The organism is Bacillus sp. AFS029637 (genome assembly GCF_002584985.1).
Classification (GTDB): domain Bacteria; phylum Bacillota; class Bacilli; order Bacillales; family Bacillaceae_G; genus Bacillus_A.
The window spans coordinates 1-23276 of the sequence record NZ_NUPZ01000023.1 but is presented as its reverse complement, the minus strand read 5'-3'; the positions used below and the strand labels follow the sequence as shown (position 1 = coordinate 23276).

24 protein-coding genes and 2 other annotated features are annotated in these 23276 nt (G+C 37.7%); of the genes, 3 read left to right on the top strand and 21 right to left on the bottom strand.

The genetic code is table 11. The annotated features are described in order from the left end of the window. Window positions 1-5: 5 nt before the first annotated feature. The 8 genes from COE49_RS11170 to COE49_RS11135 form a co-directional block, all read right to left on the bottom strand. Window positions 6-935, bottom strand: a complete 930-nt coding sequence (locus COE49_RS11170; protein WP_088230651.1) for a peptidase U32 family protein — start codon at window positions 933-935, stop codon at window positions 6-8. 7 nt (window positions 936-942) lie between these two features. Then, a complete protein-coding gene (locus COE49_RS11165) occupies window positions 943-1584 on the bottom strand; it encodes an O-methyltransferase (protein ID WP_088230652.1) in 642 nt (213 codons plus the stop codon). 203 nt (window positions 1585-1787) lie between these two features. Then, window positions 1788-2858 (bottom strand): endolytic transglycosylase MltG, encoded by a 1071-nt coding sequence (mltG, locus tag COE49_RS11160; RefSeq protein ID WP_088230653.1) that lies wholly within the window; start codon window positions 2856-2858, stop codon window positions 1788-1790. A 373-nt stretch (window positions 2859-3231) separates the two neighbouring features. Continuing rightward, entirely contained in the window at window positions 3232-3510 is a 279-nt protein-coding gene (locus tag COE49_RS11155; protein ID WP_098945906.1) for a DUF1292 domain-containing protein, read from the bottom strand. A 12-nt stretch (window positions 3511-3522) separates the two neighbouring features. Further along, window positions 3523-3936, bottom strand: coding sequence for a Holliday junction resolvase RuvX (ruvX, locus tag COE49_RS11150; RefSeq protein ID WP_001221197.1), 414 nt, complete (start codon window positions 3934-3936; stop codon window positions 3523-3525). 3 nt (window positions 3937-3939) lie between these two features. Continuing rightward, a complete protein-coding gene (locus COE49_RS11145; protein ID WP_000348590.1) occupies window positions 3940-4206 on the bottom strand; it encodes an IreB family regulatory phosphoprotein in 267 nt (88 codons plus the stop codon). A gap of 76 nt (window positions 4207-4282) precedes the next feature. Beyond that, window positions 4283-6925 carry an alanine--tRNA ligase gene (gene alaS / locus COE49_RS11140; protein ID WP_088230654.1) on the bottom strand — a complete coding sequence of 881 codons (2643 nt, stop codon included), beginning with the start codon at window positions 6923-6925 and terminating at the stop codon, window positions 4283-4285. Window positions 6926-6965: 40 nt separating this feature from the next. Further along, window positions 6966-7184 (bottom strand) — a binding site (T-box leader). A gap of 327 nt (window positions 7185-7511) precedes the next feature. Continuing rightward, window positions 7512-8579, bottom strand: coding sequence for an AI-2E family transporter (locus tag COE49_RS11135; protein WP_088230655.1), 1068 nt, complete (start codon window positions 8577-8579; stop codon window positions 7512-7514). Between the two features lie 176 nt (window positions 8580-8755). Between COE49_RS11135 and COE49_RS11130 the strand changes: the two genes are divergently transcribed. After that, window positions 8756-8968 (top strand): hypothetical protein, encoded by a 213-nt coding sequence (locus tag COE49_RS11130; protein WP_088230656.1) that lies wholly within the window; start codon window positions 8756-8758, stop codon window positions 8966-8968. 40 nt (window positions 8969-9008) lie between these two features. On the opposite strand, the gene COE49_RS11125 is transcribed toward COE49_RS11130, so the two are convergent. The 7 genes from COE49_RS11125 to cymR form a co-directional block, all read right to left on the bottom strand. After that, complete coding sequence (locus COE49_RS11125; protein WP_001053553.1) at window positions 9009-9137, bottom strand: YrzQ family protein; 129 nt, start codon at window positions 9135-9137, stop codon at window positions 9009-9011. 18 nt (window positions 9138-9155) lie between these two features. Further along, a complete protein-coding gene (locus tag COE49_RS11120) occupies window positions 9156-9344 on the bottom strand; it encodes a hypothetical protein (protein WP_098252961.1) in 189 nt (62 codons plus the stop codon). 127 nt (window positions 9345-9471) lie between these two features. Then, the gene (gene recD2, locus COE49_RS11115) at window positions 9472-11808 is read right to left on the bottom strand and encodes an SF1B family DNA helicase RecD2 (RefSeq protein WP_088230658.1); all 2337 of its coding nucleotides are present in this window, start codon (window positions 11806-11808) and stop codon (window positions 9472-9474) included. Window positions 11809-11903: 95 nt separating this feature from the next. Beyond that, the gene (locus COE49_RS11110) at window positions 11904-12563 is read right to left on the bottom strand and encodes a tetratricopeptide repeat protein (protein ID WP_088230659.1); all 660 of its coding nucleotides are present in this window, start codon (window positions 12561-12563) and stop codon (window positions 11904-11906) included. Window positions 12564-12672: 109 nt separating this feature from the next. Beyond that, entirely contained in the window at window positions 12673-13788 is a 1116-nt protein-coding gene (gene mnmA, locus COE49_RS11105) for a tRNA 2-thiouridine(34) synthase MnmA (protein ID WP_088230660.1), read from the bottom strand. A gap of 16 nt (window positions 13789-13804) precedes the next feature. Further along, window positions 13805-14950 (bottom strand): cysteine desulfurase family protein, encoded by a 1146-nt coding sequence (locus COE49_RS11100; protein WP_088230661.1) that lies wholly within the window; start codon window positions 14948-14950, stop codon window positions 13805-13807. Window positions 14951-14985: 35 nt separating this feature from the next. Continuing rightward, a complete protein-coding gene (cymR, locus tag COE49_RS11095; protein WP_000704116.1) occupies window positions 14986-15402 on the bottom strand; it encodes a cysteine metabolism transcriptional regulator CymR in 417 nt (138 codons plus the stop codon). Between the two features lie 292 nt (window positions 15403-15694). On the opposite strand from cymR, the gene COE49_RS11090 reads away from it, so the two are divergent. Together COE49_RS11090 and COE49_RS11085 are read left to right on the top strand one after the other, a co-directional pair. Beyond that, the gene (locus tag COE49_RS11090) at window positions 15695-16981 is read left to right on the top strand and encodes a replication-associated recombination protein A (RefSeq protein WP_088230662.1); all 1287 of its coding nucleotides are present in this window, start codon (window positions 15695-15697) and stop codon (window positions 16979-16981) included. Window positions 16982-17018: 37 nt separating this feature from the next. Further along, complete coding sequence (locus COE49_RS11085; RefSeq protein WP_088230663.1) at window positions 17019-17660, top strand: RsfA family transcriptional regulator; 642 nt, start codon at window positions 17019-17021, stop codon at window positions 17658-17660. 230 nt (window positions 17661-17890) lie between these two features. Here the strand turns inward: COE49_RS11085 and COE49_RS11080 are convergent, their stop codons facing one another. The 6 genes from COE49_RS11080 to COE49_RS11055 all read right to left on the bottom strand — a co-directional run bounded on the left by COE49_RS11080 (window position 17891) and on the right by COE49_RS11055 (window position 23148). Further along, window positions 17891-18658 carry a tRNA threonylcarbamoyladenosine dehydratase gene (locus COE49_RS11080; protein ID WP_000903182.1) on the bottom strand — a complete coding sequence of 256 codons (768 nt, stop codon included), beginning with the start codon at window positions 18656-18658 and terminating at the stop codon, window positions 17891-17893. Window positions 18659-18868: 210 nt separating this feature from the next. After that, the gene (aspS, locus tag COE49_RS11075; protein ID WP_088230664.1) at window positions 18869-20644 is read right to left on the bottom strand and encodes an aspartate--tRNA ligase; all 1776 of its coding nucleotides are present in this window, start codon (window positions 20642-20644) and stop codon (window positions 18869-18871) included. Window positions 20645-20656: 12 nt separating this feature from the next. Then, window positions 20657-21928, bottom strand: a complete 1272-nt coding sequence (gene hisS / locus COE49_RS11070; RefSeq protein WP_071712916.1) for a histidine--tRNA ligase — start codon at window positions 21926-21928, stop codon at window positions 20657-20659. Between the two features lie 69 nt (window positions 21929-21997). Continuing rightward, window positions 21998-22228, bottom strand: a binding site (T-box leader). A 54-nt stretch (window positions 22229-22282) separates the two neighbouring features. Then, the gene (locus COE49_RS27630; RefSeq protein ID WP_088230665.1) at window positions 22283-22459 is read right to left on the bottom strand and encodes a hypothetical protein; all 177 of its coding nucleotides are present in this window, start codon (window positions 22457-22459) and stop codon (window positions 22283-22285) included. Between the two features lie 85 nt (window positions 22460-22544). Next, window positions 22545-22736, bottom strand: a complete 192-nt coding sequence (locus tag COE49_RS11060) for a damage-inducible protein DinB (RefSeq protein ID WP_088230666.1) — start codon at window positions 22734-22736, stop codon at window positions 22545-22547. A gap of 58 nt (window positions 22737-22794) precedes the next feature. Then, complete coding sequence (locus tag COE49_RS11055) at window positions 22795-23148, bottom strand: YrdB family protein (RefSeq protein WP_088230667.1); 354 nt, start codon at window positions 23146-23148, stop codon at window positions 22795-22797. Window positions 23149-23276 lie beyond the last annotated feature (128 nt).

Sequence of the window (23276 nt, the reverse complement as noted above, 5' to 3'; positions counted from 1 at the left end):
CTCGTTTAGTAAACCGTTTCTTTAAAGAAGAATCCTGTATCTAACGGACGATTTACTGGTTGCATTTCTTCTATCTCTTTATATAAATCGTCTTTCACGTCATAATACGCATCACGATCTTCTACACATAAATCAATTGCTTTACGATATTTTTTCGTTACTTCGATAATGTACTCAGAACTTTTTAATACACCATCAATTTTTAAGCTATCTACTTCACCATCGATTAGTTCCTCTAATTCATCGATGAAACAAATATCATTTGGGCTCATAATATGAGTACCATTTTCATCTTCATAAATTGGATATTTATTGTTACGCTCTGGATCATATAAGAACATATTCTCTTCATATTTTTTCTTTTCAATGTCAAGATTACGTCCTTGATACTCAAAGTAGTTTCCTACTAGCGAACGCTTCGATTGGAACATGCAAGTCATACCGTGAATTTGGACTTCAAGCTCCACTTCAGCATTTTCTTTTAATTCAACAATTTCATCTAGGCTAAGCTCGCGAGCTAATACAGCGCGTTTTGCTCCTCTTTGTCCCCAGTAGTTACAAGTAAACCAGTTTGTTGCTGTTGTTTCTGTATTCCAGTGCAACTGCATATTTGGCGCTACTTCGCGAACAGCCATTAATACCGCTGGATCTCCGAAAACAATTGCATCTACATTTACTTCGTTTAAAAATGCAACATAATCTGTTAACTCTTCTACTTTATCGTTATGGAACATAGCATTCATTGCCACATATACTTTCACACCATTTTCATGTGCAATATGAACAGCTTGTTTTACATCTTCACGTGAAAATTCCCCTGCTAAACGTAAACCAAACTTTTGCTCACCGATCATTACCGCATCTGCTCCTGCTTTCGCAAGAGGTTCGATATCCGCCACTGTTTTTGGCGTTACTAACAATTCAGGTTTCTTCATACCTTTGTCACCCTCTCTTTTTACTAACAGCTACCCCATCACCAATTGGGAAAATCGTTGTATCATATCCTTCATGGTTCATAAGCCATTCATTGTACGTCTTAATACGACGGATTAAACCACGTGTACGTCTGTTTTCAATCTTCTCTTTAGTCGTTACAAGGCCATGGTACATAACATTATCTGAAATAATAACGCCACCAGGATTTAGTAACGGTTCGTATAAATCAAAAAAGCGACGGTATTGCCCTTTCGCTGCATCAATAAAAATAACATCAAATGTTCCATGTTCTTGCACTTGTTCGCCCGTTTCTAACGCATCGCCGTAAATAACAGAAATGCGATCTGTTACTGGGGAACGTTCTATATATTCAAGTGCCTTTTCATATCGTTCACGATTGCGCTCTACTGTCACAATACGTGAATTTGGAATAGCTTCCATCATACGAATACTAGAATAACCGATTGCTGTTCCAAGTTCTAAAATGCTTTTCGGTCCAATTAAACGTAAAAATTGCAGCATAAATTCCATTCCAAGTCGATCCATAATCGGCACATGGTTTTCTGTTGCATATTCTTCCATTTCAAGAATTAATTTATCTTTTGGATCAATAAATGATAATAGGTACTCGTTAACTGCATCCTCCATAAATGGTCCTCCTTATTTACATGGAGAAGTGCCTCTATGACGTCTTTTCACACATAGAATGCAATAAAAATACAAGCCAGCTTTACCTTTAGCTTGTACGTCCCGTTTTGATATTAAAAACGATTCTTCTGCCAGTTTTTAACCCGATATATTTTACCACAAAAAAGAGGGATGTGCGACACTTTTCGCGATCCCTCCCCATTTCACTGTTTTTTCGTAATATATTTTTGCTTTAATGCATTATGCTCTTCTAACGTTTTCGCATAGTACACTTCACCACTTGGTGCAGCTAAGAAATAATAATAATCTGTTTGCGCAGGCTCTAACGCCGCTTCTATTGAATTTTTACCAGAGTTTGCAATTGGTCCAATTGGTAATCCTTTTACAACATACGTATTGTACGGTGAATTCACCTTTAAATCTTCGTATAATACACGTTGCTTATGCTTTCCAAGCGCGTATAATACCGTTGGATCCGTTTGAAGCGGCATACCTTTTGCTAAACGATTATAGAAAACGCTAGAGATCTTTTGGCGATCTGTAAAGCCTGTTGCCTCTTCTTCAATAAGTGAAGACAATGTTAAAAGCTGATGAACATCCCAGTTCTTCGCTTTCATTTTCGCCTCGTTCTGGACGATAATCGCATTTGTCTTCTCCAGCATCGGAGTCACAATCTCTTCTAATGTCGTATCCTTCTTATAGAACGAATACGTCGCAGGATATAAATACCCTTCTAACGGATATTTAATATTGCTATCAAAAATTTTATCCGTTAATAACTTCGGATACTTTTGCTGCATTTTTTGAACGAATGCTTTATCGTTTAATTGACGCACAACATCATCTTTATTCCACTTTAATTCTGTCGCAATCACTTCTGCTATTTCAGTTACTTGCGCTCCTTCTTTAATCGTCAGTTTATAAAGAGCTGGACGATGTACGTTGCCCGATGACATTTGTTCAATGACATCTTTAGCACTCATTGAAGGATTCAACAAATATGTACCAGCTTGTAAATTTTTTGATTTAGCCTTTGTATAAAAACTAAAAACTGTACCGTTTTTCACAGCACCTTTTTCTTCTAAAATCTCACCAATTTTACTAGTAGATGATCCTTTTGGGATTTCTACTTCAATTTCTTTTTTATTCCCGCTATCAACTGGTCCTAATGCAGATGAAATATACGCATAGACTGAACCAAAAACTAAAAGCAGTGCAATAATCGAAAATAAAAAAATGCGTCTACGCTTCTTTTTCACTTGATTCTCTATCAAAACTCTTCCTCCTTATTCAATTGTAGGCCATATGTACATATTTCTATACAACGCGATGGAAAAACATAGCAAACTTACCTATCGTTTTTTGATAGACACCTTATTTTTGTACAATCCGTCTCATTATACTACAAAGGATTACACAGTTTCGACAAAAAATCTTTCATTCTACATATAAAGTGAAACTTTAATCAGTGGGGATTTTATTCGACTCCCACTGATTATTAGCCTTCACCAATCGGGCGTTTACGGGCAGGGCAGCCCGCCTAACTTCTTTGCTTTCGCTAAATTTTGAGGTGCGGGGTCTTACTGTCCGGCAAATAGCGGGATAAAAAAAAGATGGACTGTATATCGTCCATCTTCTCAGCGGTTATTATTCTGCGTCTTGCTCATCAGCAAGAGTGTTGAACATTTCTTGTACCATTTCCCACTCTTCTTCAGATTCGATTGGAAGTAAAGTTCCGCCCTCTTCTTCGTTTTGCTCATAAGCCATTGCATCATAAATTTGGTCTCCATCTTCGTCTACTTCACCGATTGGAGAGAAGACTACGTATGATTTTTTGCCAAATTTTTCAGCATCAAAAGTGAAAATAATTTCACATAAATGTTCGTTACCTTTTTCGTCTACAATTGTAATTTGATTTTCTTCCATTTTGGTCACCTCTTATTTACTATCTAAAAACCCTTGTAAGATTACGACTGCAGCCATCTTATCGATGACTTGCTTTCTCTTCTTACGACTTACATCAGCTGAAATGAGTAGACGTTCCGCTGCCATCGTCGACAAACGCTCGTCCCACATTACAACGTCTAATTGTAACAGCTCTCGTAGGTTTTCTGCAAATTGCTGGCAAGCTTCACCACGTGGGCCAATTGTACCATTCATATTTTTAGGTAAACCTACTACTATTTTGTCCACATCATACTGTTTTACTAACTCAGAAATACGGTCAAAACCAAATTGACCTCGTTCTTCGTTAATCTTAATTGTTTCTAGTCCTTGCGCTGTCCAGCCCATTTCGTCACTAATCGCAACTCCGACTGTTTTTGTACCTACATCTAAACCTAATATCCGCATAAACTACTCCTCACGATGATGTTTCAAGTAAGACTTCACAAGCTCTTCGATTAACTCATCACGTTCAAGCTTGCGAATGATGCTTCGTGCATCTTTATGGCGAGGTATGTATGCTGGGTCTCCACTTAATAAATAACCAACGATTTGGTTAATCGGATTATAGCCTTTTTCTTGAAGTGCATCATACACAGTTAAAAGTACATCATTTACATGGACACTCTGTTTTTCATCTTGAATGCTAAACTTCATTGTTTTATCAAAACCGTCCATTTCAAGCACCTCACTTATATAGTAAGTATAGGGAGAAGAACTTCTCCTCTCCCTACCATTGTACACTACTATCTCTTTATTTTGAAACAGATTTAACGTACTCTTGTACAAATGCTAAAGCTTCTTCAACTTGAGCTGGGTTTTTACCGCCTGCTTGTGCCATATCAGGACGGCCACCACCGCCACCGCCGCAACGAGAAGCTACTTCTTTCACAAGTTTACCAGCATGGTAACCTTGACTAATCAAGTCTTTTGTTACACCTGCTAGAATGTTTACTTTATCATCATTTACAGAAGCTAATACGACAACTGCTGACTCTAATTTATTTTTCAGGTCATCCATCATCGTACGCAAGTTGTTCATATCTGCAACGTTTACTTTCGCCGCTAATACTTTCACGCCATCAACTGTCATTACAGAATCAGTTAAGTTTCCAGCTTCGATATTGCTTAATTTCGCAGCAAGAGATTCGTTTTCTTTTTGCAGTTGTTTCACTTCAGCAAATAGACCATCCACTCTTGTTAAAATATCTTTCGGATTTGTTTTCATTTTTCCAGCTGCTTCTTTTAATAAGCCTACTTGATCGTTCATTAATTCGTATGCAGACTTACCAGTTACCGCCTCAATACGACGAGTTCCTGCACCGATACCAGACTCAGCAACGATTTTGAAAATACCAATAGAAGCTGTGTTATCAACGTGACAACCACCGCAAAGCTCTAAGCTGTAATCGCCAACTTGTACAACGCGTACAACATCACCGTATTTTTCACCGAATAATGCCATTGCGCCCATTTCTTTCGCTTCTTCAATCGCTTTTTGAGAAATCTCAACATCAATACTTTCCCAAATTTTCTCGTTTACAATACGCTCAATTTTTTCTAATTCGTCAGCTTGTACTTGACCGAAGTGAGAGAAGTCAAAACGTAGACGTTCAGAAGTTACAAGAGAACCCGCTTGGTTAACGTGCATTCCAAGTACATCTTTTAATGCTTGGTGTAGTAAGTGAGTTGCTGTATGGTTTTTCACAACGTTACTACGGTTCTTTGTATCAATAAGAGCTTTCACAGCCGCGTCTTTCGTTAATGTACCTTCTTCCACAACAACTTTGTGTAAGTTTTGGCCGTTTGGTGCTTTTTGTACGTCTTTTACAAGCACTTTTACGCCATCTGCAAGAAGGTAACCACGGTCTGCAATTTGTCCACCGCTCTCAGCGTAGAATGGTGTTACATCAAGCATTAATTGTCCTTCTTCACCTGCTTGTAGACTGTCTGTGTATTCACCGTTTTTCACAAGTGCAACAACATTACTTTCTGTTGCAACTGTACCGTAACCAACGAATTCACTTCCTACTTTAACTTCTCCAAGGACACCGCCTTGAACTTGCATAGAATCAACGTCTTGACGAGCAGCACGTGCGCGCTCACGTTGTTTTTCCATTTCACTTTCAAAACCTGCTTGATCAACTGTCATACCAGCTTCTTCTGCATATTCTTCTGTTAATTCAATAGGGAATCCGTATGTGTCATATAGACGGAACGCATCTACTCCAGAAATAACAGTTGTTTTTTCTTCTTTTGCTTTTGCGATTACTTCAGCTAAAATTGCTTCACCATCATGAAGTGTTTCATGGAAACGCTCTTCTTCGTTTTTCACAACTCTTGCGATGAAATCTTTCTTCTCAAGTACTTCTGGATAGAAGTCTTTCATTACTTCTCCAACAACCGGTACTAATTCAAACATAAATGGACGGTTGATGTTTAATTTCTTCGAGTAACGAACAGCGCGGCGTAATAAACGACGTAATACATAACCACGGCCTTCGTTAGATGGAAGAGCACCATCACCAACAGCGAATGTTACAGTACGGATATGGTCAGCAATTACTTTAAATGCCATATCTTTTTCTAAGTCGCCATTACGATATTTCTCACCAGAAATTGACTCTGTTGCGCCAATCATCGGCATAAATAGGTCTGTATCAAAGTTTGTAGGCACATCTTGAACGATAGATGTCATACGCTCTAGACCCATCCCTGTATCGATGTTTTTCTTAGGAAGTGGTGTATATGAACCGTCTGGATTATGGTTAAATTGAGAGAATACAAGGTTCCATACTTCTAAGTAACGCTCATTTTCTCCGCCAGGATATAATTCTGGGTCACTAAAATCATTACCGTAAGCTTCTCCACGGTCATAGAAAATCTCTGTATTCGGTCCACTTGGTCCTTCACCGATATCCCAGAAGTTTTCTTCTAAGCGGATAATACGCTCTTTCGGAACACCCATTTTCTCATTCCAAATTGTGAATGCTTCATCATCTTCTGGATGGATTGTAACTGATAGTAATTCCTTATCGAATCCGATCCATTTGTCGCTCGTTAAGAATTCCCAAGCCCAAGTAATTGCTTCTTCTTTAAAGTAATCACCGATTGAGAAGTTTCCTAACATTTCAAAGAATGTATGGTGACGAGCTGTTTTCCCTACGTTTTCAATATCGTTTGTACGAATTGATTTTTGAGCATTTGTAATACGTGGATTTTGCGGGATTACGCGTCCATCAAAATATTTTTTCAATGTTGCTACACCACTGTTAATCCAAAGAAGAGATGGATCTTCGTGTGGAACTAGTGATGCACTAGGTTCTACTGCATGTCCTTTTTCTTGGAAAAAGTCTAAAAACATTTGACGAATTTGAGCGCCTGTTAGTTGTTTCATTGTATTTTCCTCCTTAAATATAAAAAACTCCCGCCCCTATAAAAGGGACGAGAGTTAACTCGCGATACCACCCTAATTATGAATTGATTACGATACGAATCAAATCATCACCTCATGGTGCCGTAACGTGGCAAAACGGCAGTGATTAGCTGCTCTCAGGATTAGCTTTCTGTTACCCTTCATTTAAAGCTTCTTTCAGCCAGTGGAAGCTTCTCTCTATAAATGGACTGTAACGTACTTGTTCCGTCATTGATTTAATGTATTATATGACTAAATATAATTGAATTCTCTTAAGTTTGTCAATGTAGATAATCATTTATATTGTATTAATTACTTATTAATCATAGTTATTTTACTATCCATTCTTAACGGCCTTCTCATATATTATGCATCGTATCAATAAATGTGAATATGAAATTTTTATTATTAATAATAAAAGGAGAGGTTACAATGACAACCTTATTGAACAAAGCTAAAAACGTATTCAAACGAATGATGTGAGCTCACTCATTCAAAAAATATACGAACAGCTCCCTAAATAAATATATAATTAGCCCTCTATTCCATACATAGAGGGCTTTCATATTTAAACATCTTCTCTTTTCCAAAGAGGTCTCACATGCACAATAACTGTACGAATAACAGCTAAAATTGGAACTGATACTAGCAAGCCAACAATCCCCGCAACTTCTCCCCCAACTAGTAATGCAAGCATAATAATAACAGGGTGCATACGAAGTGATTTACCGACGATGTAAGGAGATAAAATGTTACTTTCCAAAAACTGCAAAATAGCAATCGTAATCCCCGCCTTAATGAGTAAGCTCGTCGATACCGTTGCCGCGATCATCAACGTCGGAATCGCCCCTAAAATAGGGCCAAAGTACGGGATTATATCGGTTATCCCGATGATGATGCCAAGTAATAGTGGATATTTCATACCGATAAACCAAAAAGAAAGAACAGATACTCCCCCTAATACTAAACAAACAAATAACTGACCTCGAATATAACTTCCGAGTGACTTATCAATTTCTTTCGCAAGCATTTGGCCGGTACTACGCCATTTACTCGGGACTAATTTCCAAAATATATGATAAAACTCACCATAATCTTTTAATATGTAAAATACAATGAACGGTATTAAGAAGATAATGAGCAACGAATCAAGTACACCACGAGCTGTACTCATTACTTTATTTAAAAGTGCTTGAATCTTCGTTTCTACACCACCAAAAATTTGTTTCACCTTTTCATGAATAAACGATGGGAAATTTGCGGTTTGTTCTGTAACCCCATCCATCCAAGAATCGTACATTTTTGTAAACTGCGGAAATTGTTCATTAATCTCTTGTAACTGCTTAATCACAACTGGCGTTCCTTTATAAATTCCATACCCAATCCCGCCAAAGAACAGGATGTAAATGAGCAAAATAGCAAGCGTGCGAGGCATTCCCTCTTTATGAATCTTTTCAATTAAAGGGTGCAATAAATATGCAATAAAACACGCAATAAGAAACGGTGTAATCGCCACTTTAAATACAAAAATGATCGGCGCCCATAGCGGTTTAATTTTTAAGAAGACAAGCAAACAAAGAAAAACGAGTAACAATAATCCTAAACGATATATCCAAATGATTTTAAGATTCTTCACACGAAAAACCTCCTCCACCTTTATTTTGAAAATAAATAGGGTAGGTTATGTGCGAAACTTTTAAAATCTTTTCATACAGACAATACTGTTTTGTAAAGACGTACATATATTTAACATAATAAGGACAACCATCCCTGAGAATGCAGCATGGAACAATATAATCGGGAGGGCTCATTATGGTTTTGTTTATGCTCATATTATCTGCACTTTTTATGATTCTTGAATGGATTTGTATCGGGTTTGGTATTTGGAAAGGGTTTTTTATACGCTCATCACGGAAAGAAAGAGCGAAACAATTATGGCATTACGGAATACTTGGCGTTGGCTGTTACGGCCTATCTTACCTTTTCTCAGAAATCGGACTTCTATATTTGCATATGGGTACGTAAAAAACTCCCTTACTAATAAGGGAGTTTTTATGTCGTACAATTATAAATAAGATTTAATCATCTTACGTGCTTTTTTCATATTGCGTTTTGAAAACACATCTTGTTTGCGAGCATATTGATACGCTGCAGCTCCAACACCTAATGCGATTAATGAATTGCGTAGATTCAAAGTAAATCCCCCTTTTCGTTATCCGATCGTTCTTTCATTCTCATCAAATAAATCATCAAGAGAGCTTAATGAACCATCTTCCTCTACTTGATGCGTATGGACTTTCCCCTTTGAAACCGATAATTCGATATAACAATTCCAGCAATAAAATTGGTTAACACCTATTTTTCCAATGTCTTTCCCTTTGCAATTTGGACAACTGAACATATGGCTTTCATCTCCTTACAGTCTCCCAGATTCTATTCGCCATTATGTCCAAACTGCATTCATTTATACATTGCTGGAGGCTTTCAACGTTATACGTTTGAAAGTTTCACTATATAATTTCACCTTGTTACATGAAATCATACGGTGAAATGTTTTCCACGTCCATTTCTTCCCCATTAACCGTCACCATTTGTACCTCTCCTTGTGATTCTTGCAAACGACTAGCTAAGGTCGTTTGACGCATCGCATCATCAAGACGATTTACACCGGACTGGAAAGCTGCTTCTTCCCCGCAAATAATAAGGAACTTCTTACTTCTTGTAATACCCGTGTAGATTAAATTACGACGTAACATACGGTTGTAACTTTTTACAATCGGCATAATAACAATCGGAAATTCACTACCTTGTGATTTATGAATCGAACAGCAGTATGCATGTGTAATTTGATTTAAATCTGGTTTCGTATACGTGACTTCAATTCCATCAAATGAAACGATAATCATATCCTGTTGCTCGACATTTTCTTTTGCATAAAACACTGAAACAATTTCTCCAATGTCCCCATTAAACACTTGGCTCTCTGGTTGATTGACGAGTTGCAAGACTTTATCGCCTCTTCGGTATACAACATCACCGTAAGCAATTTCTTTACTCTTTTCCCTTTTCGGATTAAATACTTGTTGCAGTGCTTCATTCAGTACATTAATACCAGCGGGTCCGCGGTACATCGGTGCTAATACTTGTACATCTCTTGCGCTAAAGCCTTTTGTCTTAGCATTTTCACAAACCTTTTTGACAACCTCTACAATTTGAGCCCCTGTACAACTAATAAATGAACGATCTTTTTTATTTTGCGCTAAATCTGGCGGAAGCGTGCCGTCCTTTATTGCATGAGCAAGTTGAATAACAGATGAGCCTTCTGCTTGGCGATAAATTTCTGTAAGTTTTACTGTTGGAACTGCACCTGCATTTAATAAATCTTTTAACACTTGTCCAGGCCCTACAGATGGTAACTGATCTTCATCACCTACAACGATAACTTGAATGTTCGTCGGCAGTGACTTAAATAGCTGATTTGCAAGCCAAATATCAACCATCGAAAACTCATCAATAATGAGTAACTTCCCTTGAACTGGATCGGTTTCATTGCGCTGGAAAGACCCTTCTGGCGTCCAGCCAAGCAAACGATGAATTGTGCAAGCAGGAAGCCCTGTTGATTCGCTCATTCGCTTCGCAGCTCTTCCTGTTGGAGCCGTTAATAATATTGGAAATGGATTATCATCACTATATTCATTCGGATTTAACGATAGCCCGTGAAGTGACGCATACATTTCAACAATACCTTTAATAACAGTTGTTTTTCCTGTTCCTGGTCCACCTGTCAGTAGCATCATCGGCTTATGAAGCGCCGTTTGAATTGCTTCTTGCTGAAATGGTGCATACTGCACATTCAGCTGCTCTTCAATTTCACCTAATGTCTTTAACACTTCTGCTTCAGGAAATGAAGGTGTTTCTTCCTGATTCATGAGCCTGCGAATAGACTTTACAACACCTTTTTCAGAGTAGAATAACGATGCTAAATACACTCGTTCTTCTTCTATAATGACTTTCCCTTCACTTTGCATCATTTCAACGCAACCTATAATATCTTCCTCTGTCACTCTGCCTTCTTGATTATTTAAAAGTGACATCGTTTCTCTTACAAGTTGATCTTTTCCCATATAAACGTGGCCGAGTTGCAATGAAACATTCTCTAACGTATAAAAACATCCCGCACGCACACGGTCATCATGATTACCCGATATCCCTAACGCACGTCCTATATCATCCGCTCTTCCAAATCCAATCCCGTCAACCTCTTCGATAAGTTGATATGGATTATTCCGAATCACTTCTAATGTCATCTCTTTATATTGCTGATAAATTTTAATAGAAAGCTTCGTTCCAAAACCGTAACCATTTAAAAAGCTCATTACTTTCTCTAATCCTTGATGCTCAACGATCGTCTCATAGATTTCCTGCGCTTTTTGCTTGTTGACAACACCATGTAACGCATCAGGATCATCCATAATTTTAGAAATAGCATGTTCCCCAAGATGGTCTACAATTTTTTCAGCTGTACGCTTTCCTATCCCCTTAAATAAATCACTTGCTAAATATTGCACCATGCCAGCTTTTGTTTGCGGCAATTCTTTTTTAAATGTTTCAACCAAATATTGTTTTCCATACTTTGGATGATCTTTAAAATGACCTGTCAATGTAAACACTTCATCTTCATGCATGCGGGGAAAATGACCGTTTATCATTACTTTTTTTTCATCGTACGTTTCATTCGTTTCAATGATTTTCATACTGACAACGGAATAGAGGTTTTCTTCGTTGTGGAAAATGGTATGAAGAACTTGCGCTTTTATAAATTTTTTCTCTTCCTCGAACAAATCCATTGCATGTTGATTTCCCATCTTTCCTCTCCTTCCCGATATTTTCACTTTAATGAGCAGTACATCCCCCACCTCTTTAGATGAGGGATAACTACCCATTAAACTACATATTCATCTTATTCGGCTTCTTGCTCTAATAAACGAATACCATTACCAGCTAAAAAATGATCTGGTTGAATTTCTGTTGCTTTCTTAAATAAAGCAAGGGCCTTCTCGTTATTTTCTTCAAATACGTAAGCAACACCTAAATTATAATACGCATCTGCATGCTCTTCATCCATTTCTAATACCTTTTCAAAATAAGGTTTTGCCTCTTGAATGTGCTCTAATCGTGCAAAACAAAGTCCACACTGAAATACAGCTTCTACATCATTTTCATCTAATTCAGTTGCTCTTTGTAAGAAAGGTAGTGCAAGACGATCCTTCCCAAGTTGCACATGTGTGATACCAAGCATAAACGTTACATCAGCTGATTGTAATCCTGCTTGCATCGCTTGTTCAAATACAGCTTTAGCCTCTGCAAATTGCTCTTGACCGTAATATACGTTTCCTAAGCCATAATAAGCAGCTGCGGATTTATCATCTAACTCTAATGCACGTTTATAAAATAAAATTGCTCTTTCACTATCGCCTAATACATCTAATAAATTCGCAAAGTTAATGTAGCCAAGCGCATCTTTCGGATTTTCTTCGATTGCTTCTGTAAAATTTTTAGCTGCTTCTTCCCAGTTTCCTTCTTGCATATATTGAATACCTGTTTCAAGTTTGTTTGACATGTCCTTCACCTCTACAACAAATTATAACAAAGAATGTATTTTCCAAGCGAACGAAAATTCGCTTTATGTAAAAGAAACCTCTAACCGCTAATCGGCAGAGGCTTCTCGTTTATCCTAAATAATCTAATTTCTTACCGCTACGGTATACTTCATCGATTGTAGCACCGCCTAAGCACTCATCCCCATCATAGAAAACAACTGCTTGTCCTGGCGTAATTGCACGAATTGGCTCATCGCAAAGAATACGAACAGTATTTTCATCAACGATTTGAACCGTTACTTTATTGTCTGCTTGACGATAACGGAATTTCGCTGTGCATTTAAATTCTGTTTCTTTTGCTTTGTTACTTACCCATCCTACATTCGTAGCAATAACTTCATCACCATATAAAAGTTCGTTATGGAATCCTTGATCAACATATAAAATGTTGTCTTTTAAGTTTTTCCCAACAGCGAACCAAGGATCACCGTTACCACCAATACCAAGACCATGACGTTGGCCAATTGTATAGTACATTAAACCATCATGTTTTCCTTTCACTTCACCAGATAATGTTTGCATTACACCTGGCTGAGCTGGTAAATAGTTACTTAAGAAATCTTTAAAGTTACGCTCACCAATGAAGCAAATACCAGTACTATCTTTTTTCGCCGCTGTTGCTAAACCAGCAGCTGTCGCCATTTCGCGAATTTGTGGTTTCTTTAATTCACCTAATGGGAACATTGTTTTTGATAATTGCTCTTGGCTTAATTGATTTAGGAAGTACGTTTGATCTTTGTTATCATCAACGCCGCGAAGCATTTTATATTCGCCGTCCATATAAGCAACACGTGCATAATGGCCTGTCGCTACATAATCAGCACCAAGCGCAATTGCATGCTCTAAAAATGCTTTAAATTTAATTTCTTTGTTACACATTACATCTGGGTTTGGTGTACGACCAGCTCGGTATTCGTCCAAGAAATACGTAAATACTTTATCCCAGTATTGTTTTTCAAAGTTTACTGCATAATACGGAATACCGATTTGGTTACACACTTCAATTACGTCATTGTAATCTTCTGTTGCTGTGCAAACACCATTCTCATCTGTATCATCCCAGTTTTTCATAAAAATTCCGATTACATCATAACCTTGCTCTTTTAATAAAAGAGCTGCTACAGATGAATCGACGCCACCGGACATCCCGATGACAACGCGTGTTTCGTGAGGTAGTTTGTTCATCATGTCACCTCCCATGCTAATTTTGTGTTAATCGCTTCACGATTTTCACTGTTTCGTACGCCGCTTTTTCAATTTGCTCTTTCGTATTTCCAAGTCCGAAACTAAAGCGTACGGATGAACGTATTTGATCGGAGTCTTTTCCAAACATCGCCACTAATACATGTGATGGATCAATTGATCCAGCTGTACAAGCAGAACCGCTTGATACTGCAATGCCTGCTAAGTCTAAGTTTACAAGAAACGGTTCAATATTCATTCCTGTAAAACTTATATTCAACACATGTGGTAAGCGATATTCCAAGTTTCCGTTTACCTCGAAAGTAATGCCTTCATTTTTGAAGACAGATACCATTATATCTTTAAACTCTTCATATTGGGCATTTTTTTGCTCACGAGTTTTTTCAGCTAACAAAATTGCTTGCTGCAAACCAACAATACTAGGTACGTTTTCAGTACCAGCACGGCGTTTTCTTTCTTGTTCTCCGCCTATTAACAGCGGTTCAAATTTCACATTTGCACCAGCGTATAGAAACCCTACACCTTTTGGCCCGTTAATTTTATGAGCTGAAATGGATAATAAATCAATACCAAATTCTTTCACATTTATTTCTACTAAACCGTAAGCTTGTACCGCATCTGTATGGAAATAAGCTTGATGCTCTTTCAGCAGCTTTCCTATTTCCGCAATTGGTTGCATTGTCCCTACTTCATTATTCCCAAACATAACAGATACAAGAACTGTCTCTTCTGTTAGTACCTTTTGTATGTCAGAAACTTGAACGCGCCCTGTTTCATCAACAGGTAAATATGTCACTTCAAACCCTTCACGCTCTAACAATTCACACGTATGTAAAATCGCATGATGTTCAATTTGCGTTGTAATAATGTGGTTTCCTTTATGACGATTCGCACGCGCTACACCTATAAGTGCTAGGTTATCAGCTTCTGTACCACCGCTCGTAAATATAATTTCATTCGGATTCGCGTGAATACTACGTGCACACGCACGTCTTGCCTCATCTACCGCATGGCGCGTTTGACGCCCATAAAAGTGAATGCTAGACGGATTTCCAAATGTTTCTGTCATATATGGAATCATCTTTTCGACCACTTCTGGGTGAGTCGGAGATGTCGCAGCATGATCTAAGTAAATGCGTTCCATTAAATCTCCTTCTTTCCAAATCGTTTCACAAGGAATTAAATGTAAAACATATAGCCCCCGTGATTTTCTTCCTCATAACGTACTAAATCTTCTAACGTTGTACTATCTAACACTTCTTGCACCGCATCACGAACACGCATCCATAATTGGCGTTGTGCCGGTTCTTCTTCTTCGATCATTTCTACAACACTAATTGGACCCTCTAATACACGGATTACATCTCCAGCTGTAATGTTAGCTGGCTGATCAGATAATACATATCCGCCATATGCACCACGCGTACTTTTTACAAGACGAGCGTTACGAAGCGGTGAAATTAATTGCTCTAAGTAATGTTCCGATAAGTCATGTGCCTGTGCAATTGATTTTAATGAAATTGGACCTTCACCAAACTTTTTTGCAAGATCGATCATAATTGTTAAGCCATAACGGCCTTTCGTTGAAATCTTCATCTATTTTGCACCTCTTTTCAAATTTTCACTTCTATTGGTTATATCTTATTTATAAAAAAACACAATTTAAAATCCTATGAAATTATAGCATAATATAGTATTATAAGAAATTTCAACTTGTGTATCAAAATGATAACATAAAATCACATTGAAAAACTCGGGAATTATCACAATTGAAAGAAAAATAAAAATATTTATATTCATTTTCCCCATAAAACAGCATCTTATTTCAAATTCCATTACAAAAAATGATACGATAGAGTGAGATTATACATTAAGGGAGAAGGTCTAAATGAAACAACCACTCGCACATCGAATGCGCCCTACAAATATTCAAGAAATTATCGGACAACAGCATTTAGTTGGTGAAGGAAAGATTTTATGGCGAATGGTCCAAGCAAATCATTTTCAATCTATGATTTTATATGGGCCTCCAGGTACAGGAAAAACATCCATCGCTAGCGCAATTGCAGGAAGTACCGGCACCCCGTTTCGTCTATTAAACGCCGTTACTCATAATAAAAAAGATATGGAAGTTGTCGTACAAGAAGCGAAAATGCATCGACATCTCGTGTTAATTTTAGATGAAGTGCACCGCCTTGATAAAGCAAAGCAGGACTTTCTATTACCTCATTTAGAAAGTGGGCTTCTTACTTTAATTGGTGCAACGACGAGTAATCCATTCCATGCGATAAACTCCGCTATTCGGAGCAGGTGTCAAATCTTCGAATTACACGCATTAACAGAAGATGATCTTTTAATCGGCTTAAAACGAGCACTTGAAGATAAAGAAAAAGGTCTTGGAGAATATGATGTAACGGTGACAGACGAAGCACTGCACCACTTTGCAAATGCTTCCGGCGGTGACATGCGTTCTGCTTATAACGCACTTGAACTTGCTGTATTATCTAGTTTTACTACAGACGACCAAACAGCTGAGATTACGCTTGAAATCGCGGAAGAATGCTTACAAAAGAAAAGTTTCGTTCACGACAAAGGCGGAGATGCTCATTATGACGTATTATCAGCATTTCAAAAATCAGTACGCGGAAGTGATGTGAATGCAGCACTCCATTATTTAGCACGTCTTATTGAAGCTGGCGATTTACAAAGTATCGGTAGACGCCTTCTTATTATGGCATATGAAGATATCGGACTTGCTAGCCCGCAAGCTGGACCACGTACACTAGCAGCAATTGAATCAGCTGAACGAGTTGGGTTCCCAGAGGCGCGCATACCGCTTGCAAATGCCGTTATCGAGCTTTGCTTATCACCAAAATCAAATTCAGCTTATAAAGCACTTGATGACGCCTTACACGATTTACGTAACGGACAAACAGGTGATATTCCTAGTCATTTAAAAGATAGTCATTATAAAGGCGCCGAATCACTTGGAAGAGGCATTGGATACTTATATCCACATGACCATCCAAACGGCTGGGTACAACAACAATACTTACCTGACAAAATTAAAAACAAGCAATATTATAAACCGAAAACGACAGGGAAATTTGAACAAGCACTTTCTACTGTGTATGAAAGATTACAAAGTTCGAATAAAACGAAAAATAAAGGGTAACATAAACGAAAACGTCACCATTATGGAGGCTTCGCTTATGAAAACACGTCAAGATGCATGGACAAAAGAAGACGATCTCCTTTTAGCAGAAACTGTTTTGCGACATATTCGCAGTGGAAGTACACAAATAAAAGCGTTTGATGAAGTTGGCGATGCTTTAAACCGTACTTCCGCAGCTTGTGGTTTTAGATGGAACGCTGAAGTAAGACAAAATTACGAAAATGCAGTGCAACTTGCAAAAAAACAGCGTAAAGAGTTAAAACGTTCTGAAGCTAAAATAGAAAAAGAGCAATTTACAAAAACTCATCAACTCGTAATCGATGCTGAGTTTTCAGAAGATATTACGCCAAGTAAACAAGAACTTACAATGCAACATGTCATCTCATTTTTAAAAAATTTGGAGCACAATAACCCTTCACTTGCGAAATTACAAACTGAAAATGACGTATTACAAGATCAGCTCACTTCCTTGAAAAAAACAAATCATGAACTTGAAACAAAATTAGCTGTACTCACAAAGAAACAACAAGCGATCGAAGAAGATTATGCAATGCTTGTCAGAATTATGGATCGCGCTCGAAAGCTTGTTTCGGTCGAAGAACAAGAGGAACAAATTGCTCCGATTTTCAAAACGGATCAAAATGGAAATTTAGATATTGTATATTCTGCAGAGAATTAAAAACAGGGATGTCACTTTTTCAACTTAGTGACATCCCTGTTTATTTCTTCGGCAAACAGCACACCGGTAAATGAAATTATATTGATGATTTTTCAAATATATCGATCACAACTCAAAATATATCAATGATTCGACAAGGAATATCGATTTACCGATAAAAATTGCCATTAACAATATTTCTTTAAAACATACAAAAAGCATATACCCCAGGCGGATATATGCTTTCTTTTTTATTCTTGCCCTACACGTTTCACTTCTACGTTTTTAATACGCTCACGTACAACGTGACTTGCCATAATTAGGCCTGCCACAGATGGTACGAACGCATTTGAAGAAGGTGGTAATTTCGCTTTACGAATTTTTGCATTTTCGTCTGGTACGATTTCTTTACGTACTTCTTCACGAATTACGATTGGGTTTTCGTCAGAGAAGACAACTTTTACACCTTTTTTAATACCCTCTTTACGAAGCTTCGTACGAATTACTTTCGCAATTGGATCTGTATGTGTTTTAGAGATGTCCGCAATACGGAAACGAGTTGGGTCCATTTTATTTGCTGCACCCATACATGAGATAATTTTGATTTTACGACGTAAACATTGTTTAATTAAATGAATTTTGAACGTAATCGTATCAGATGCGTCCACTACGAAATCTAATCCGTGTTTAAAGAACTCTTCATATGTTTCATCTGTATAAAACATTTCTAGTCCAATTACTTCACACTCTGGATTAATGTCTGCAATACGCTCTTTCATTAATTCTACTTTTGAACGTCCAACAGTAGATACTAAAGCATGAATTTGACGGTTTACATTTGTAATATCTACAACGTCTTTATCAACTAAAACAAGACGTCCTACACCAGAACGTGCTAATGCTTCTGCCGAAAATGACCCTACGCCGCCAATTCCTAAAATACCGACTGTACTATTTTTTAATATTTCAAGTCCTTCTTTACCGAAGGCTAATTCATTACGTGAAAATTGATGTAACATTCAGCTCTACACTCCTATTACAAAAATGGTCTACCATGTATTCTAGCGTTTTTCCGACTATTTGTATAGAAAAAGTTATAGAATTCCTAAAAATACATATTTCGAAAATGAAAACATAGTATAAACCGGCTTTTATTTCTTCCTAAATACGAGTTTAAAAAAAGCCTAGATGGTATTAGTATAACCATCTAGACCCTATTTTTACTTCTCTTACTTCTCTTCTTTCAAGCTTAATTTTAAGTTTAGCTCTTCAAGCTGTGCTTCTGCAACTGGGCTTGGAGCTTCTGTTAATAAGCAGCTTGCGCTTGCTGTTTTCGGGAATGCAATTGTATCACGAAGGTTCGTACGACCTGCAAGTAACATAACAAGACGGTCTAAACCTAATGCGATACCGCCGTGTGGTGGTGTACCATATTCGAATGCTTCTAATAAGAATCCGAATTGCTCTTGTGCTTCTTCTTGTGAGAATCCAAGTGCTTTGAACATTTTTTCTTGTACGTCACGCTCGTAAATACGAAGTGATCCGCCACCAAGCTCATAACCGTTTAATACAAGGTCATATGCTTGTGCGCGTGCTTTTTCTGGTGCTGTTTCTAATAGTTCAACATCTTCACGGAATGGCATTGTGAATGGATGGTGAGCTGCAAAGTAACGATCTGCATCTTCATCGTACTCAAGAAGTGGCCAATCCGTTACCCATAAGAAGTTAAACTTACTTTCATCAATTAACTCCAGTTCTTTACCTAAACGTAAACGAAGTGCACCTAAGCTATCTGCAACAACGCTCTTCTTATCTGCTACAAATAGTAATAAATCGCCAGCAGTAGCTTCTAATGTAGTCATTAACACGTTTGCATCTTCTTCACCGAAGAATTTCGCAATCGGTCCTTTTAGGCCGTCTTCTTCCACTTTAAGCCAAGCTAGACCTTTTGCACCGTATACTTTTACAAATTCAGTTAATGCATCGATGTCTTTACGGGAGTATTTGCTCGCAGCACCTTTTGCATTAATTGCTTTTACTTGTCCGCCGCTTTCTACAGCACTTGTAAATACTTTAAAGCCACAACCTGCTGCAAATTCAGACAGGTCTGTTAGTTCCATTTCAAAACGCGTATCTGGCTTATCAGAACCGTAGCGAGCCATTGCATCAGCATATTTCATACGAGGGAATGGTGCACTCACTTCTACACCTTTCGCATCCTTCATAACTTTCGTCATCATGCGTTCCATCATATCTAAAATTTCATCTTGTGTTAAGAATGAAGCTTCAATATCGATTTGCGTGAATTCTGGTTGACGATCCGCACGTAAATCTTCGTCACGGAAACAACGTGCTACTTGATAATAACGCTCAAATCCGCCGACCATAAGAAGCTGTTTAAATAGCTGCGGAGACTGTGGTAATGCATAGAATTCACCATCATGCACACGACTTGGTACTAAATAGTCACGAGCTCCTTCTGGCGTGCTCTTCGTTAAAATTGGTGTTTCCACTTCTAAGAAATCTTCTGTATCTAAGAAGTTACGAATTGTTTTTGTTACGTCGTGACGCATTTTGAATGTGTTGAACATTACAGGACGACGTAAGTCTAAGTAACGATATTTTAAACGCACATCTTCTGATGCATCAGTATCATCAGAGATAATGATTGGTGTTGTTTTCGCTGCGTTTAATACGTTTACTTTCGTTGCTTGTACTTCAATACGGCCAGTTGCCATATTGTCATTAATTGCACCTTCCCCACGCTCAACAACTGTACCTTCTACGTGTAATACGTATTCGCTACGAATTGTCTCTGCTACTTCTAGTGCTTCTTTTGATGTTTCTGGGTTAAATACAACTTGTACGATACCTGTACGGTCACGTAAGTCAATAAAGATTAATCCACCTAAATCACGGCGTTTTTGTACCCAACCTTTTAATTGAACTGTTTGTCCAACTGCTTCTACTGTTACTTTTCCACATGCATGTGTTCTTTCAGCCACTGTAAGTTCCCCCTATATTAATTTCTCTGCTACGTATGAAGCAAATACATCTAATGCGACTTCTTCTTGTCCGCCTGTTGCCATATCTTTTAAGTTAATGACACCTTTATCTAGCTCATCTTCCCCTAATACAGCTACAAATTTCGCATTTAAACGATCTGCTGATTTAAATTGTGCTTTCATTTTGCGATCTAAATAATCTTTTTCAACTGATAAGCCAGCTTTACGAAGATCGAACGCAACTTTTGCAGCATGGTCTTTCGCTTTTTCACCAAGAGCTACAACGTAACAATCAATACTATGTTCAATTGGCAACTCAATGTTTTCAGCTTTTAGCGCCATAATTAGACGTTCAATACTCATTGCAAAACCGATACCTGGCATTTCTGGTCCACCGATTTCTTGTACAAGTCCGTTATAACGGCCACCACCGCTTAATGTAGTGATAGCACCGAAACCTTCTGCCTCACTCATAATTTCAAATACAGTGTGTTGATAGTAGTCTAAACCACGTACTAAGTTTGGATCTTTTTCAAATGGAACATCCATCATCGTTAATAGTTCTTGAACTTTGTCGTAGTATACTGCTGAATCTTCATTTAAGTATTCTGTAATAGATGGTGCTGTACCCATTAATTCATGGTTACGGTCCTTCTTACAGTCTAAAATACGAAGTGGGTTCTTTTCTAATCGAGATTGGCAATCAGAGCAGAACTCGCCAATGCGTGGCTCGAAATGAGCGATTAATGCATCGCGGTGCGCTTGACGGCTCGCTGCATCACCTAAGCTGTTTAATACAACTTTAATATTTTTTAAGCCCATGCCGCGGTAAAACTCTACAGCAAGTGCAATTACTTCTGCATCAATTGCAGGGTCATTACTACCGATTGCTTCAATACCGAATTGTACGAATTGACGATAGCGACCCGCTTGTGGTCTTTCATAACGGAACATTTGACCGATATAGTATAATTTCGTTGGTTGTGTTGCATCACCGAACATTTTGTTTTCAACGTAAGAACGTACAACAGGTGCAGTACCTTCTGGACGTAATGTTAAACTACGCTCTCCACGATCTTGGAATGAGTACATTTCTTTTTGTACGATATCTGTCGTATCACCAACACCGCGTAAAAATAGCTCAGTGTGTTCAAAAATTGGTGTGCGAATTTCTTTATAATTGTAACGACGGCAAATTTCGCGTGCTTGCCCTTCGATATACTGCCATAGCTCAACAGTGCCCGGAAGGATATCTTGCGTTCCGCGTGGGATTTGAATAGACATATTCAGTTCCTCCTCAAATTGTTTTAATCTTAATAAAAATAAAAAAACTCCCGCCTCTACTGTTTGAACAGTAGGGACGAGAGTATTATACCCGTGGTGCCACCCTAATTGAAGCACGTATGCTTCCACTTTTTTAATAACGCTTAAATATGCGTTCATCCCTACTAAGCATATATGCCGTTCAAGTTGAAACCTCTAGAGTGTCATTCAATCAGTCATCATGTAGAAATGTTTTCAGCCTAAGACATTTCTTCTCTTTCCATGTGTATCTCATTTACTCTTCTCTATCAACGGTTCTATTCATATGTAAATATAAAATTACTATACGTTTGTTCAGTAGGATTGTCAAGTGCTCTAAGAGCGCTCCATTTGCTTCTTTAGGCGCTTTACATCTTGTAGCGAAATGCCAAATTCAGAAGCAAGCTCCATTGAAGTATTGTTTTGTTCTTTCGAAATAAAATCATGTAAATTTACATTAAACAGTTGATTTGCACCATTTGTAACAGAATGCCCTTTTTCATTCATACGCATACGTATATCCCTCACATTCAATATGGATGTTTTACTTTTTATTGTTCCATATTGATGAGAGAGTTATACGTACAAACGAATAACGTTATTCCATAACGCTCTTATATAAGTAATTAGCTCTTTGAATCATAAAGAATGTTACAACCATCGCTGCCATTACAAATACTACCCAAGTACCATAACTTAACGCTGCGAAAGTAACTCCTAATGCATGTAAAAGAATAGCTAAGCTAAATCGCAATAAAAATTTTAAATCTTTAAAGACTGACCAATTCATATACTATCTCTCCTTATCACACATACATTCAAATATTTTTACCATTTTTTTCATGATACTATATAATTAATAACCCGAGGTATTGATTCCAAACAAACATTAGCATTCGATTTACAACAATAATAATAGCCAGTCCACTCGCCAGCATAGGATGCTTCAAATGATACAATGCTGCAACACCTGTTCCAAATACGATAATTTCTAAAAGTACATGTAATATACCCTGTACTTCACATTCTGCGTGCGGCGCTCCAAATAGCGCCCATATGACAGCAACAATAATTGGAAGAATAATCGCAAGTATAATTTTTATAGCCGTTATTGTTCCTACTCGAAATCCCCAGTATCCAACAATCCCAAGAACACATAACTCTAGCATAAAACGTAAAGCTATATTAAATTCTTGAAGCATGCTACACCTACTTTTCCTTTTATTCCCCTTCAAAATTATCCTATATTAAATGAACAAAACATACAACAATGTATAAAAAAGAGAGGATTATATAATCCTCTCTTTTTGCAGGCTGTGGAGAAAGTCTT